This is a genomic window from Bacillus tequilensis (genome assembly GCF_012225885.1).
GTDB lineage: Bacteria > Bacillota > Bacilli > Bacillales > Bacillaceae > Bacillus > Bacillus tequilensis.
Window position 1 is genome coordinate 1,082,898 of the sequence record NZ_CP048852.1, and the last position, 13,768, is coordinate 1,096,665.

Annotated in this window: 12 protein-coding genes and 1 pseudogene; 7 read left to right on the forward strand and 6 right to left on the reverse strand. The window is 44.9% G+C overall.

Annotated features, from left to right (window positions below):
- Position 1 precedes the first annotated feature (1 nt).
- The 3 genes from G4P54_RS05695 to G4P54_RS05705 form a co-directional block, all read right to left on the reverse strand.
- A complete protein-coding gene (locus G4P54_RS05695) occupies positions 2-223 on the reverse strand; it encodes a spore germination protein (protein ID WP_167872053.1) in 222 nt (73 codons plus the stop codon).
- A 393-nt stretch (positions 224-616) separates the two neighbouring features.
- On the reverse strand, positions 617-787 hold the full coding sequence (locus G4P54_RS05700) for an aspartyl-phosphate phosphatase Spo0E family protein (protein ID WP_167872054.1): 171 nt from the start codon (positions 785-787) through the stop codon (positions 617-619).
- A 142-nt stretch (positions 788-929) separates the two neighbouring features.
- The gene (locus G4P54_RS05705; RefSeq protein WP_167872055.1) at positions 930-1,853 is read right to left on the reverse strand and encodes a CotH kinase family protein; all 924 of its coding nucleotides are present in this window, start codon (positions 1,851-1,853) and stop codon (positions 930-932) included.
- A 154-nt stretch (positions 1,854-2,007) separates the two neighbouring features.
- On the opposite strand from G4P54_RS05705, the gene G4P54_RS05710 reads away from it, so the two are divergent.
- From G4P54_RS05710 to wprA, 3 genes are all read left to right on the forward strand, one after another.
- On the forward strand, positions 2,008-2,913 hold the full coding sequence (locus tag G4P54_RS05710) for a fumarylacetoacetate hydrolase family protein (RefSeq protein ID WP_167872056.1): 906 nt from the start codon (positions 2,008-2,010) through the stop codon (positions 2,911-2,913).
- Between the two features lie 116 nt (positions 2,914-3,029).
- The gene (locus G4P54_RS05715) at positions 3,030-3,386 is read left to right on the forward strand and encodes a YisL family protein (RefSeq protein WP_024712962.1); all 357 of its coding nucleotides are present in this window, start codon (positions 3,030-3,032) and stop codon (positions 3,384-3,386) included.
- A gap of 166 nt (positions 3,387-3,552) precedes the next feature.
- Positions 3,553-6,237 (forward strand): cell wall-associated protease WprA, encoded by a 2,685-nt coding sequence (wprA, locus tag G4P54_RS05720; RefSeq protein ID WP_167872057.1) that lies wholly within the window; start codon positions 3,553-3,555, stop codon positions 6,235-6,237.
- Positions 6,238-6,268: 31 nt separating this feature from the next.
- Here the strand turns inward: wprA and G4P54_RS05725 are convergent, their stop codons facing one another.
- Positions 6,269-6,826 (reverse strand): DUF2777 domain-containing protein, encoded by a 558-nt coding sequence (locus G4P54_RS05725; RefSeq protein WP_167872058.1) that lies wholly within the window; start codon positions 6,824-6,826, stop codon positions 6,269-6,271.
- A 149-nt stretch (positions 6,827-6,975) separates the two neighbouring features.
- On the opposite strand from G4P54_RS05725, the gene asnB reads away from it, so the two are divergent.
- On the forward strand, positions 6,976-8,820 hold the full coding sequence (gene asnB / locus G4P54_RS05730; RefSeq protein WP_167872059.1) for an asparagine synthase (glutamine-hydrolyzing): 1,845 nt from the start codon (positions 6,976-6,978) through the stop codon (positions 8,818-8,820).
- 128 nt (positions 8,821-8,948) lie between these two features.
- Here the strand turns inward: asnB and G4P54_RS05735 are convergent, their stop codons facing one another.
- Positions 8,949-9,428, reverse strand: coding sequence for a DinB family protein (locus tag G4P54_RS05735; RefSeq protein ID WP_167873830.1), 480 nt, complete (start codon positions 9,426-9,428; stop codon positions 8,949-8,951).
- A 266-nt stretch (positions 9,429-9,694) separates the two neighbouring features.
- Here G4P54_RS05735 and G4P54_RS05740 point away from each other — a divergent pair.
- Positions 9,695-10,499: pseudogene (locus G4P54_RS05740) on the forward strand (phytoene/squalene synthase family protein).
- A 36-nt stretch (positions 10,500-10,535) separates the two neighbouring features.
- On the opposite strand, the gene G4P54_RS05745 reads toward G4P54_RS05740, so the two are convergent.
- Positions 10,536-11,903, reverse strand: a complete 1,368-nt coding sequence (locus G4P54_RS05745) for an MATE family efflux transporter (RefSeq protein ID WP_167872061.1) — start codon at positions 11,901-11,903, stop codon at positions 10,536-10,538.
- Between the two features lie 123 nt (positions 11,904-12,026).
- Here G4P54_RS05745 and G4P54_RS05750 point away from each other — a divergent pair, with 123 nt between their 5' ends.
- Both G4P54_RS05750 and G4P54_RS05755 read left to right on the forward strand, forming a co-directional pair.
- Entirely contained in the window at positions 12,027-12,890 is an 864-nt protein-coding gene (locus tag G4P54_RS05750; RefSeq protein ID WP_167872062.1) for an AraC family transcriptional regulator, read from the forward strand.
- 233 nt (positions 12,891-13,123) lie between these two features.
- Positions 13,124-13,669 carry a GNAT family N-acetyltransferase gene (locus G4P54_RS05755; RefSeq protein WP_167872063.1) on the forward strand — a complete coding sequence of 182 codons (546 nt, stop codon included), beginning with the start codon at positions 13,124-13,126 and terminating at the stop codon, positions 13,667-13,669.
- The last annotated feature ends 99 nt before the right edge of the window (positions 13,670-13,768 follow it).

Genomic DNA, 13,768 nt, shown 5'->3' on the forward strand with positions numbered 1-13,768 from the left:
TTTACGCATTGCCTACAATCGGCTGATCTACCGCATCGTTATCATACACATTCGTCGCGTTTTGGTAATTCATCACCTTGAGGCTGTCGCCGGTATTAAAGCTGCCGGCACCGGCAAACGTTCTGACCTGTGCCTGAGGAGAAATCGTAATGCAGTCCCCGATATGAACGACTCCGCTCGTACCAATCGCATTAATTTTAAACGCCCCGACAATGGCCGGCATACGAGCACATCCTTTGTTGTAAAATTGAAAAAAGCCAAGTAAAGTAAAAATAGAATTTGTTTTCAATTGGGCTTTTCACGATAGCTTATGACAAACGCACATATGTGTGAGAAAAATTTAAAGGGGCATATCAGCTTCGACTATTTTTTTTCGGCCGTTACGTTTACATATTTTTAAAAGCGGGTATTGTCTAGACTGAGCAGAAATACGGCAGTGACTGCCGCATATCCGCCGCGTGATTTTTGATTCAGTTCCTTTGGCGTGTAGAAATGCTTTTTGGAGTATATCGTGTTGCGGATTTCATTTTTGGGCTGGCACACTCTAGCCCTGAGGTATATCCCAGAAGTGCAGAGCAAAAAGCGGAGCAGTATTCAAACCGTTATAGAAAAAGATTCACATACAGGAGTTTTCAGCATATCCCCCAAAGATCATTTCTTCTTTAATTCGGCTGTTTAGTAAACTGTCAAGCGCTTGGCTGCATTGAATCGTTTCCTCTGAATTCATGCCATATTTTTGTGCTGTTTCAATTAGTGTGGTTCTCATTTCTTCAATTTTACTATCCATTACACTATCTCCAATTCCAGATTTTATTTTGATAAATACAGGATATCGTTAGTATAACCCATTTTTGCTGAATAGGTTGCCTTTCGTCAATTTGACTAAAAAAGCGACATTTTTTGCTGCGGCCTTTTTCATGAATAAAGGACTATAGTCTGGCTAAGTGTGCTTGTAGACAGTCCTGCCGCTCTTCAATTTCTCTAAGTATGTTTGTCTGCTCCTTTTCGAATTGCGAGGGGCTTTTTTTTATGAAAGGATCATCATCAGATTTTTGACAAATGTCAAAGAGCCAATCGCTGATGAAAGGAGCCAATCGTTCAATGGTAAACGAGCGGTTCAGTACGTTCTTCATTAAAGTATGATATTGCGACCGGAAGGCGGGTATGGAGAGCAGCCTTGCCGCCAGCGTCCGTCCTTTAGTCAGCAGAGGATCTTCATCAGATCTAACGGGTGCCGCCAGTGCTCTTGTCTCCATCGGGGTAACAAGGAGCCGTCCGGATTCGTTTGCGCAAAATGCATAGTAAAAGCCTTGGCTGGTGCAGGCGCTGCCGATCAGCCACAGGAAAAACCGTTTGACATCCAGATACATTTTAATCCGGTCAGCCAACTCGTCATCTTCTGCTGTACAGATCAGCGTGCGAAATTCGTGTGAAAACGCGGAAGCTTCCTCTTTAAAAATGGAAAGAGGTACCCTCGGATCGACGGTCTTCAACAGGCAGTCTGCTCTATGGACCAAGTGATGGTTCCGGATGCTCAAATAAATACCTTCCGGCTGGCCGTTGATGCTCAAAAAACTGTACGAGGCAGCGGGAGCAGGAACGCCGATCTGATCAAAAAAACAATAGGCGAGCCTGCGCCGCATCAGTGACGGATCATCCTGTTCCGCATTCAAAAAAAGTGTGCGTTCGCCAAGCAGGGACTTTTCCCAGCTGATTTCATAGGATGCCTTTTCCGCTCTGTCACGCTGTGTGAGAAGAATGGGAGAAACTGCTCGGTCTGTAACCAGCAGCCCCTTGGATGTGCCTTTATGATTCAGCTGCTGCCGATGAAAAAATAAATGTACGTTCTCCATATTCTTACCTCCTCCTCAAAACGACATTTGTATGATATGTGCAGCAGGCCCGTCCTGAAACGAAATGAAAACGGATATGAGAAAAAGGAATTTCAGCATTCGACAGAGAATACATGAAGGAGCATTCTGATTTAAAAGATGATGGAGGAATAACATGAAATTTGCGACAGGGGAACTTTACAACCGAATGTTTGTCGGCCTGATCATTGATGATGAGAAAATTATGGATTTACAAAAGGCTGAAAAAAAACTGTTTGAACTTGAGACGATTCCGGGATCGCTGATTGAATGTATCGCAGAAGGGGAGAAGTTTGTTGCGCATGCAAGGCAGCTGGCCGAGTGGGCAAAGAAACCGAATGATGAGCTGGGGTCATTTATGTATTCATTATCTGAGGTGAAGCTCCATGCACCCATTCCCAGGCCGTCAAAAAATATCCTCTGCATCGGCAAAAACTATCGGGATCATGCGATTGAAATGGGGAGTGAGGCTGACATTCCAGAGCATCCGATGGTATTTACTAAATCGCCGGTAACCGTAACAGGGCATGGTGATATCGTAAGCAGTCATGAAGAGGTCACCTCTCAGCTCGATTATGAAGGAGAGCTTGCTGTCGTCATCGGAAAAAGCGGCACCCGCATATCAAAAGAAGACGCATATGACCATATTTTCGGGTATACGATTGTGAATGATATCACGGCGCGTGATCTGCAAAAAAGGCATAAGCAGTTTTTTATCGGAAAAAGTCTGGATACGACATGTCCGATGGGACCCGTGCTTGTACATAAATCATCAATTCAGGAGCCTGACCGCCTTAAAGTTGAAACGAGAGTCAACGGCGAGCTGCGCCAATCCGGTTCGGCAAGCGATATGATTTTTTCCATTCCGGAATTAATTGAAACCCTCTCAAAAGGGATGACGCTTGAAGCTGGAGACATTATTGCCACCGGGACGCCGTCTGGGGTCGGAAAGGGCTTTACGCCGCCTAAATTCCTGCGGTCAGGCGATAAAATCGACATTACGATAGACCGGATCGGAACGCTGTCAAACCAAATCGGCTGAACCAAACAGGAGGGCGGTTTTGGATCCGCCCGTTTTTTCTGAGATTCATCTTTGTGGCAGAGGACAAGTTCATGGTACTATAAGTGGGGTAATTTTATCTGATAGGGGGAACCTGTATGACACACATACATATTACGACATGGGTGGTAGCGCTGATTCTGCTTTTCGTCAGCTACTCGCTGTATGCGTCAGGAAGTGCGAAGGGCGCAAAAATCACTCATATGATTCTGCGGTTATTCTATATCCTTATTATTTTGACAGGAGCTGAGCTGTTTGTCCGTTTTGCCAATTGGAACGGAGAATACGCCGGCAAAATGATTCTTGGCATTATCACCATCTGCCTGATGGAAATGCTCCTCATCCGCAAGAAAAAAGAAAAATCTACCGGAGGCCTATGGATCGCCTTCGTCATCGTTCTTGTCCTGACAGTGCTGCTCGGTCTGCATTTGCCAATCGGTTTTCAATTGTTTTAATAGAAAAAGCGTGAACCCGGCCCTTTGATGGAGTCGGGTTTTTAGGCGTTTACTCCCGTATATTCCAAATCATTTAAAATAACCTTAAAATTCCCTGTAAGCGGTATCTCGTCCTATGAATTTATGATACCTTCAAGGAGATTCATTATTTTGCAGGAGGGATATCATGAAACGTAAAAAATTCAGTTCGTTTGTGGCGGCAGTGCTCATTATTGCACTGATCTTCAGCCTTTTTTCTCCGGGAACCAAAGCGGCTGCTGCCGGTGCAATCGATAAGGCGCCTGCTCTGGAAAACGGAAAAGAGCAGACAGGGACCATGAAGGAACCGGAACAGGTGAAATGGTACAAAGTGACCCCGGGAAAAGCAGATATTCAGAAAAACTCACATATGGCACTGACTGTAAAGAGTGATTCCATACTGAATGTATCTGTATATCCAAGTAAGGAAAAAGCGCTTAAAGATGAAACGTTTGAGATGTACCGTTCTTACACAGCGGAGGATGGAAAAAGCGAAATTAATTTTCCATACGCGTGGAGCGGCCCTTACTATGTAAAAGTTGAATACCTTGGAGACGAAGAACCAGAGGATGGCGGAACGGCGAAAGCAGCTGCGGAAGCCAAGTATACGATTGGATATAAAGGCACCAAAAAGCAGCCGTCAGATTTAGAAGAGGAAGAAGCTTGTCCGGTGGAAATGAGTGTCGATCAGAAGAAATCAGGAAAAAGCATCCTCGACAAGCTGAGAGCGATTCGTGATGAGCAGTTAAGCCAAACAGCAGAAGGCAAAGAGCTGACAAGCCTTTACTATAAAGCGGCGCCGTTTATCGTTGCGAAACTCGCACTCAATAAAACAGCGAGAAATGAAATCTATCAGGATCTTGTGACATTAAAACCGATGTTTGATGATGTGTCAGAAAACGGTGCGTCATCATCATATAAGGTGACTGAAAAGGATCAAAAAGCCATCAATCGTCTTTACGATACAGCTTTACAATCAGTCCCGTCTTTCCTTAAAGAGGAGATAAAGAAACAGGCGGAACAATTAAACATCAACAAGCTGCAAGGCAAAACAGCAGGGGCGATTCTAACAGAAAACAATATTGCCGCGAAAAGTGAAGTTCAGACAACAAAGGTCATTTTCAAGGTGAAGAACAATAAAAGCCTCTCATCCGTACATAATGAAATGAAGGGCTTCTCTGCAAGCGCGCAATCGAAAAAAGACATTTCCAATGTGAAAAAGGCAAAGAAACTGTTTGACAATCTATACTCATTTGAAATTCCAAAAGATGAGAAACAGAACGGCGCATATACGGCAAGTGCCAAACGGGTCAAAAGCGCTGCTGCGACATTATCCAAGATGTCTAATGTAGAGTTTGCGGAGCCTGTGCAGGAATACAAAAGCCTCTCAAACGATATTCAGTATCCTTACCAATGGCCGCTTAAAAACAACGGTGAAAACGGCGGGGTCAAAAATGCGGATCTGAAATACGAACCTGCCAGCAGCTTGCTGTCCAAACGCAAGCTGAACGATACATTGATTGCGGTAGTAGACACAGGTGTGGACAGCACCCTTGCTGATTTAAAAGGAAAAGTAAGAACAGATCTCGGACACAATTTTGTCGGGCGGAATAACAGCGCAATGGATGATCAGGGGCATGGGACACACGTCGCCGGCATTATTGCCGCCCAAAGCGATAACGGCTATTCAATGACTGGATTGAACGCCAAAGCGAAAATTATTCCGGTAAAAGTGCTTGATTCAACAGGCTCCGGAGATACTGAACAAATTGCCCTTGGCATCAAATATGCTGCTGACAAAGGAGCAAAGGTGATTAATTTAAGTTTAGGCGGAGGCTACAGCCGCGTGCTTGAATTTGCTTTGAAATACGCAGCTGACAAAAATGTTTTGGTTGCCGCAGCCAGCGGGAATGACGGAGCCAATTCATTATCCTATCCTGCATCTTCTAAATATGTAATGTCAGTCGGCGCAACGAACCGCATGGATATGACCGCGGATTTTTCTAACTATGGAAAAGGTCTGGACATCTCCGCTCCAGGGTCTGATATCCCGAGCTTAGTGCCGAACGGAAATGTCACGTACATGAGCGGAACATCCATGGCGACGCCATATGCTGCCGCAGCTGCAGGCTTGCTGTTTGCTCAAAACCCTAAGCTGAAAAGAACAGAAGTTGAGGATATGTTGAAAAAGACGGCGGACGATATTTCCTTTGAAAGCGTCGATGGCGAAGAGGAGGAATTGTATGACGATAATGGCGATCCAATCGTCATTCCGAAGACGCCTGGTGTAGACTGGCACTCAGGCTACGGACGGCTGAATGTCATGAAGGCTGTCAGTGCAGCTGATCTGCAGCTCAAGGTCAACAAGCTGGAAAGCACACAAACAGCCGTAAGAGGAAAAGCGAAGGAAGGCACGCTGATCGAGGTAATGAGCGGCAAGAAAAAACTCGGCAGCGCCAAAGCCGGGAAAGACGGTGCGTTCAAAGTCAATATCCCGACTCAAAAACAAGATCAAGTCCTGTATGTGAAAGCGGCAAAAGGCGATGCAAAAACCTCTTATAAAGTTGTCGTTGTCAAAGGAAAACCTTCCGGAACACCGAAAGTAAACGCAGTGAAAACGAAGGATACGGCAGTGAAAGGAAAAGCGAACAGCAAGGCGATGATCAAAGTGAAAAACAAAGCAAAGAAAGTCATTGCTTCTGCCAAAGCAGACGCGAAAGGAACGTTCACGGTGAAAATCAAAAAACAAAAAGCCGGAACCGTGCTGTACGTCACAGCTGCTGATACAGATAAAAAAGAAAGCAAGGATGTAAAAGTCGTTGTTGAAAAGTAATCAAAAAGCGGTGCTCGCTGCACCGCTTTTTTTATTTGCGGCCCCGCTGCACCGCTGAATACATAATGGATCTCTTTCCATTTGAAGCCGTCCATTCGAATCGGTCGCCTCTCCCGTCATGGCTGTAGTGATGCTGCATGGCACATTGGGCGGTGTCGTTTGAAAAGTGATAAAAAGAAACACCCTGCTCCTCCGATGTATGCGAAAAGACTCCTTTATTATAAGAAAACACGCAATCGAATACCGATAAGCCGAAGCTGTGCAAATGCTGTAAAAATGCGAGAAAGGTTTCGTCATCAAGCGAATCTAAAAGCGCCATGAGAGGCCGCTTGACCGATTTTTCATAACGGATGCGTTCTCCGCCTGAAAGGGAGATGTTTTCGCCGCCGCAAGTCAGTGCCAATTGACCCTGAAAGCCGGCCTGTTCCCATTTTCCTTTATGCTGTATCCAGATTGGGCTGTGGCGCATACTGTCCGCCAGCAGGATATCGCCTTCTCCGTTTTCGATTAAACAGAGGCCGTCTTCGATGAGGATGGTGCCGTATTCCCATTTTTGTTCTTCTTGATATAACAATTGTTTCCGCTTCATGCAAGCCGTCTCCTTTTTCTTCTTTCCTCTCCTTTTTTTCCAATTCAAGCCTGTTCCATACAACTCTTTTGTGGACAAATCAACTATCTGCCTATAGTTGCATAAACTTACTAAGGTGCTGAAAGAAACGGGATTGGAGCTGATATCACATGTGCGGAATTACGGGTTGGGTCGATTTTAAAAAGCAGCTCGTCCAGGAAAAACAAACGATGTACAGAATGACAGACACTCTTTCCAAACGGGGTCCTGATGATTCTAATGTTTGGGGAGAGCATCATGTTTTATTCGGACATAAAAGGCTTGCGGTTGTCGATATTGAAGGCGGGCGCCAGCCGATGGCATGCACCTATAAAGGGGATACGTACACCATTATTTACAACGGTGAGCTGTATAACACGGAAGATCTGCGCAAAGAATTGCAGGCACGGGGCCATCGGTTTGAGCGGACGTCAGATACCGAGGTGCTGCTGCACAGCTACATTGAATGGCAGGAAGACTGTGTAGATCATCTTAATGGCATATTCGCTTTTGCTGTGTGGGATGAAAAGCGTGATCTGCTGTTTGCCGCGAGAGACCGTCTCGGCGTGAAGCCGTTTTTTTATACGGAGCAAGGATCTTCTTTTCTCTTCGGGTCAGAAATCAAAGCGATTCTCGCACACCCTGAGGTAAAAGCGCGGGTGGACAGAACAGGGCTTTCTGAAATTTTCGGGCTCGGACCTTCCAGAACCCCTGGGACCGGCGTATTTAAAGGCATAGAAGAAGTCCGGCCAGCTCATGCGCTTACGTTTTCTAAAGACGGGCTGAATATTTGGCGTTATTGGAATGTCGAAAGCCAAACACATACGGACAGCTTTGATGACACGGTTGCCAATGTCAGATCGCTGTTTCAGGACGCGGTGACGCGGCAGCTTGTGTCCGATGTGCCGGTTTGTACGTTCCTATCCGGCGGACTTGACTCAAGCGCGATTACAGCGATTGCGGCGGGCCATTTTGAAAAGGAAGGAAAAGCGCCGCTTCATACTTATTCGATTGATTACGAAGAGAACGATAAATTTTTCCAAGCAAGCGCTTTTCAGCCAAATGACGATGGGCCTTGGATTGAAAAAATGACAGAGGCCTTCGGCACGACCCACCACAGATGCATCATCAGCCAACAGGATCTCGTCGATCATTTGGAGGAAGCCGTGCTTGTCAAAGACTTGCCTGGTATGGCGGATGTCGACTCATCTCTGCTGTGGTTTTGCCGGGAAATCAAAAAGGACTTTGTCGTCAGCCTGTCGGGAGAGTGCGCGGATGAGATTTTCGGCGGGTACCCGTGGTTCCATATGGCAGACGCTGAGTCGGGCTTTCCGTGGATGAGGTCGACAGAGGAGCGGATCAAGCTGCTTTCTGATTCATGGCAGACCAAATTGAATCTCAAAGAATATGTCAATGCCAAATACGAAGAAACCTTGGCGGAAACGCCATTGTTAGACGGAGAAACCGGCGTGGACAAAGCAAGAAGGCAGCTGTTCTATTTAAATATGCTTTGGTTTATGACGAACCTTTTGGATCGAAAGGACCGCATGAGCATGGGGGCTAGCCTGGAAGTGCGGGTGCCGTTTGCCGATCACCGGCTCGTGGAATACGTCTGGAATATTCCGTGGGAAATGAAAATGCATGACGGCCGGGAAAAAGGCATTTTGCGTAAAGCGCTTGAAGGCATTTTGCCTGATGATATCCTGTATCGCAAAAAAAGCCCGTATCCGAAGACACACCACCCGGAATATACAAAAGGCGTCAGCGAATGGCTGAAAACGATCAGAGGGCAAAAGGACTCCGTGCTCCATACCCTGCTGGACAGAAAACAATTGGATCAGCTTTTAGAAACAGAAGGCTCCTCCTTCAAGGTTCCGTGGTTCGGCCAGCTCATGAAAGGGCCTCAGCTGATCGCCCACCTCGCCCAAATCCATACATGGTTTGAAGCGTACCGCATTGATATTGATGAGAGATAGGTTCAATGCAAATGTGATGAAAAGCCAGAGATGTATAGATTTAAATAAAAGGATAGATGGGCAGAGAAATATATGCTCTATCTATCCTTTTTTGTACAACAGCACGATCGAATTGTCCCCGCGTTCCTTCAATAAGAATGAATAGGTTTTAATGTTCTGCCGATAAAACTAGCTGATACCGGGCTTACCTTTAATTCCCTAGCCCATACAGAAAGTTGACCAATATGGTGAATTTCGTGAGCGATGATATGGTGTAATATTTCGTCTCGCGTATATAAAACACTTTTCTCCCAAGGAACGCTTACAAGTTCATCTTTTATTTGATCTGAATGTGTTTCTAAAACATCAATTATTTCACTTCGGAATGTATTTGAGAGAGATTTCACTTTATTGAGTGTTTGATAATCAGCGAACTGAACAGAGATATCTTCTTTTCCTTGGATCGCACGAATCCAACTATATTCCACATCAATAATATGAAAAAGGGTATATAAAATATTCTTTACTCCGCCAAGACGGTTTTTAAGTAATTCTTCAGTGGTTAGTTGATGACACCAAGCAAACCATTGATCTCTAACCTGCCAGTTATATTCGAAAAATTTTATCACTGAACTCACTCCAATCCTATCATGTATCAAATAACAATTAGCCCTTTTTTCCATGATTCCTCTTTTATTGAAGTAATGATCGAGAAATGTTTACATTCTATCTGTTGTATAGCATTAAAAATAAAAAAGCATATCTCGTCGATGATTCTGTTCAGACTAGGTATCCGAGGTTTAGCAGCATGCTGCGTATGGTTACTTTTACAAAGGAAAAATCGGCATTTTCTTCATATACAATTAGGAAAAAACATACTAGACTTGAAGAAGCAGTGATACATAGGAGTGAGAAAAATGAAAGAGATAAAAGAAGCTTACCAGCAATGCGGACAGATTGTTGGCGAATACGCGCCAGCCTGTTTCAAAGCATTATCATATCTCCCGCTAAAGCAAAGACAAGCCGCTTGGGCAGTATTGTCGTTTTGCCACACGGCGGCCAGTGCAGACGAAAAGGCATTGCCCTCATTTGAAGCTGAGGCTGATCATGTTTACAAAAGGACAAATAACGGTAATCACCATATATGGAAGGCTTTTGATCATGCGTATCAGACCTTTGCATTGGACAGCGAACCTTTTCGGGAGTTTATTGCCGCACAAAAAGAAGACGCCAAGCCGTATGATGGCCTTGATGAACTGCTCATGTACGCATATCGGACGGGCGGTGCTGCCGGATTGATGCTGCTGCCGATACTGACACGCCGCAAACAAGATCAGCTCAAACAAGCAGCCGTCTCTCTCGGCTTGGCCATACAGCTGATTCGCTTCTTAAGTGATCTTGGCTCAGATCAGCAAAAAAACCGCATTCCCCGCCAGGTTATGCAGCAATTCGGCTATACAGAGGCTGATCTCCAAAAAGGCACTGTAAATAAAGCGTTCACGATGACGTGGGAGTATATCGCTTTTGAAGCGGAAGCCTATCTTGAAGAGTGCCTGGATGCCTTGCCGCTTTTCCCTAAGTATTCGCAAAAGGCGGTGGAAACGGCAGCTCACCTGTACCGAGCTGTTTTAGAAAAAATCAGGACTGAGCAGTACAATGTGTTTGAACAGGCGCAGCGAAGCAGAGCGAATTCTGTCTGAACGATAAAAAAACACCCGGCTTTGTTGAGCCGGGTGTTACGCCATACCTTTTTGAATCCAAATACGGGAGCGCCATCTTCTGTACATTAAGATTCCGCGTATCCATTCGTCCGCGATAAAGGAAATCCAAATGCCGGCAAGGCCGAATCCAAGGTGGATGCCGAACAGATAAGCAAGCGGGAGGCCGATGCCCCACATCGAAATCATTGCCATGTAAACCGGGAATTTCGCATCCCCGGCAGCACGCAGGGAGTTAATGATAATGACATTAAACGAGCGGCCCGGTTCAAGGATAATCGTCATGGCTATCAAAAGGCTCGCAGTGGCAATAATGTCAGGGCTTTGTGTAAAGATGCCGATCAGGTCTTTTGAAAAGATCGTCATTAAAATTGATGTAGCCGCAGCAATTCCGAGGGCCCAATATAAACTCTTCATGCAGCGCTCATACGCGGCATCAAACTGTTTGCCGCCGATAAAGCGGCCGATTAAAATTTGTGTGCCCTGGCTGATGGCAGTGCCGAACAGCAAAATAAACATCGTAATATTTTGCGTATACACTTTTGTTGTCAGCGCCTGCGCACCCATGATGGCGATAAAATACGTAACAATCATTTGTGACAGGTTGTATGAAAGCTGTTCTCCGGCAGAAGGGATGCCGATTTTCAGCAGCTTGCGCAAGTGGTCTTTATGCATATGAAAGACTTTTTTCAACGACAGCTTCAGTTGAATGCGTTTGTTGACAATCACGATCATCGCAATTAATCCGATGACGCGGGCGATAGATGTAGACATCGCCACACCGGCAACGCCGAGAACAGGAAAGCCGAACAAACCGAAAATAACAACAAAGTTTCCGGCGATGTTTAAAATGTTCATGCCGATCGTGACAAACATTGTATCTTTTGTGTAGCCGTAGCTTTTTAAGATCGCGCTGAATGTCATGATTAAAGCCTGAATAAAGGACAGACCTCCGACAACTTGTAAAAAGACTTTCGCATCAGGCATCAGCTCGTTTGATAATCCCATCATATGAAGCAGAGGGACGGCTGCAAAAAAGATGGCGGCGCTGATGGCAAGGCTGATGAAGAAATTGGCGCCGATTGATACATAAGCGACTTCCACGGCTTCTTTCTTTTTCCGTGACCCTAGAAATTGTGAAATGATAACGGTCGTTCCTGTTGCAATAAAGCTGAACATCACGATAATTAAATTCAAAATCTGGTTGCTGACGCCGACTGCTGCCACGCTGTTATCCGAGTATTGGCTGAGCATCAGTGTATCGGCATTCCCCATAAACATATATAATGAGACCTCAATAAAGATTGGCCAAGTAAGCGAAAATAATGAGAACGTTTTGTCAGCGGGTTTTTTCAAAGCGGTTGATTTGAAGACAGCTTGTTTCATTGTGTCTAACCCCTTTCGTAAATAAAATCAACGTTTTAAAGTGTACCTCCATTTCCTTATAATAAAAAGGGAGAGAAACGAAACTTCTTGCAAAAATCCGACTTAAAAAGGAGGATGATCAACATGCCTCGCATCCTGTTTACAGTCCCGCCTTTTCCGGTATTTATCGCAGCCGGAGAAGGGATGTTTAAAAAGGGAGAAACCCATGTGAAGCGCGTTTTTTCTGTGTTTGATCTGATTTACGTCAAGCAGGGGACGCTTTATATCACGGAAAATGAAAAATCGTTCTCTGTTGAAGGCGGCGAGTACATCTTGCTTTCTCCCGGTCTTGAACACTATGGGACGAAGGGCAGTGATGAAGCAACCTTCTATTATTGGCTTCACTTTGATGAACATCGATATGAATTTACGGCAAAGGGAGGAAGCAATTGGTCTGAGCTTCAGCAGGAAAAAGGGAGCTTTGAGCAGCCGTCCCGCTACGGACTGGCTTTGCCGAGAAAAGGCAAGGTGCAGCGCCCGCAGTTCATGGCGCAGCAGTTTAAAAGACTGATTGATTACTCGGCGGAAAACTCCGATTTGCCGCTAAGAAAACAAATCTTATTTGAGGAGCTGATGCTGCATCTTCAAAAGGAGGCGTTTCAAATACCGTCCGCGAAAGAGCGGGTAGCCTGGGAGGCGGCCCAGTACTTACAGGAGCATTATAAAGAAAAAACAACAATCAAAGACCTATCGCTCGCCCTTCATTATAACCAGGATTATGTGAGCCGCTGCATGCAGCAGGTGCTCGGTGTCACGCCGGCACAATATACGAATCGTGTGAGAATGACGGAAGCGAAGCGCCTGCTATCCTCTACAAATGATAAAATGGGCGTCATTGCGGAAACGGTCGGAATGGAAGACCCGACGTACTTTTCAAAACTTTTTAAGCAGATAGAAGGCATTTCACCAATTGAATACCGGAAAATTGTCAGCCGAAAAGTTCAATAACAGGAAGAGTGGCGGATATGAAACAACAATCTAGGGCGGCGGGCGTTTTATGGGGGAGTGCGAGCTATCGAAGGAAACACGAAAGATCCAATAAAACTTGTCCTGCACAAAGGCCTGCTAATGAGCGGGCTCTTTTCATTATGTTTTCGTTGTTTTCTTATTGACCATTAACGGGATATGGTGCAATCTGTTCATAGAAATGAGTCGGCTACATGTAAATGAGGAGGTCTAATATGCAAAAAATTGAAACCGATCGATTAATATTAAGAAATTTTTCCGTAACAGATGCTCAAGGGTTGTTAGAATATTCGGCTCATCCAAGAGTGAATTGCTTTCTTGATGACAAAATGTCTACGCTAGAAGAAGCTGCCTTGAGAGTTCAAGAAAGAAGCAATGATGACTCTTATATTGCAGTGTGCTTAAAAGACAGCAATGCTCTAATCGGAGAACTATATTATGTGAAAGAAGAACAAGATACCTATGCTGTTTGCTGGAACTTCAATGCTCGGTTTGAAGGGAAGGGGTATGCAAGTGAAAGTGTGAAGGCTTTTTTTAAGTATCTCTTTATACAAAAAGGAGCAAGAAGGCTTTATGCATATGTTGAGGATGACAACTACAGGTCACAAAAATTATGTGAGAGAGCGGGTATGCGTAAAGAAGGTTATTTTCTTGAATTTATTTCATTTACGAAATACGAGGATGGAACACCTAAATATGAAAACACTTTCCAATACGCACTGCTAAAGAAGGAATGGATAAAACAACAACACAGTAAATAGAATTGACGAGTGCCTATGATTGTTTATCGGAGCGGTCAGCATAAGCAATGCGCCTTCTGCACTCCCGCAAACACATTCTAATCAATGAAAGCAAGGGCA

Bases quoted from the DNA above. Each gene is read 5' to 3' on its own strand.
- G4P54_RS05695 (WP_167872053.1), bottom strand. From the start codon at position 223: ATGCCGGCCATTGTCGGGGCGTTTAAAATTAATGCGATTGGTACGAGC.
- G4P54_RS05700 (WP_167872054.1), bottom strand. From the start codon at position 787: ATGGATAGTAAAATTGAAGAAATGAGAACCACACTAATTGAAACAGCA.
- G4P54_RS05705 (WP_167872055.1), bottom strand. From the start codon at position 1,853: ATGGAGAACGTACATTTATTTTTTCATCGGCAGCAGCTGAATCATAAA.
- G4P54_RS05710 (WP_167872056.1), top strand. From the start codon at position 2,008: ATGAAATTTGCGACAGGGGAACTTTACAACCGAATGTTTGTCGGCCTG.
- G4P54_RS05715 (WP_024712962.1), top strand. From the start codon at position 3,030: ATGACACACATACATATTACGACATGGGTGGTAGCGCTGATTCTGCTT.
- wprA (WP_167872057.1), top strand. From the start codon at position 3,553: ATGAAACGTAAAAAATTCAGTTCGTTTGTGGCGGCAGTGCTCATTATT.
- G4P54_RS05725 (WP_167872058.1), bottom strand. From the start codon at position 6,826: ATGAAGCGGAAACAATTGTTATATCAAGAAGAACAAAAATGGGAATAC.
- asnB (WP_167872059.1), top strand. From the start codon at position 6,976: ATGTGCGGAATTACGGGTTGGGTCGATTTTAAAAAGCAGCTCGTCCAG.
- G4P54_RS05745 (WP_167872061.1), bottom strand. From the start codon at position 11,903: ATGAAACAAGCTGTCTTCAAATCAACCGCTTTGAAAAAACCCGCTGAC.
- G4P54_RS05750 (WP_167872062.1), top strand. From the start codon at position 12,027: ATGCCTCGCATCCTGTTTACAGTCCCGCCTTTTCCGGTATTTATCGCA.
- G4P54_RS05755 (WP_167872063.1), top strand. From the start codon at position 13,124: ATGCAAAAAATTGAAACCGATCGATTAATATTAAGAAATTTTTCCGTA.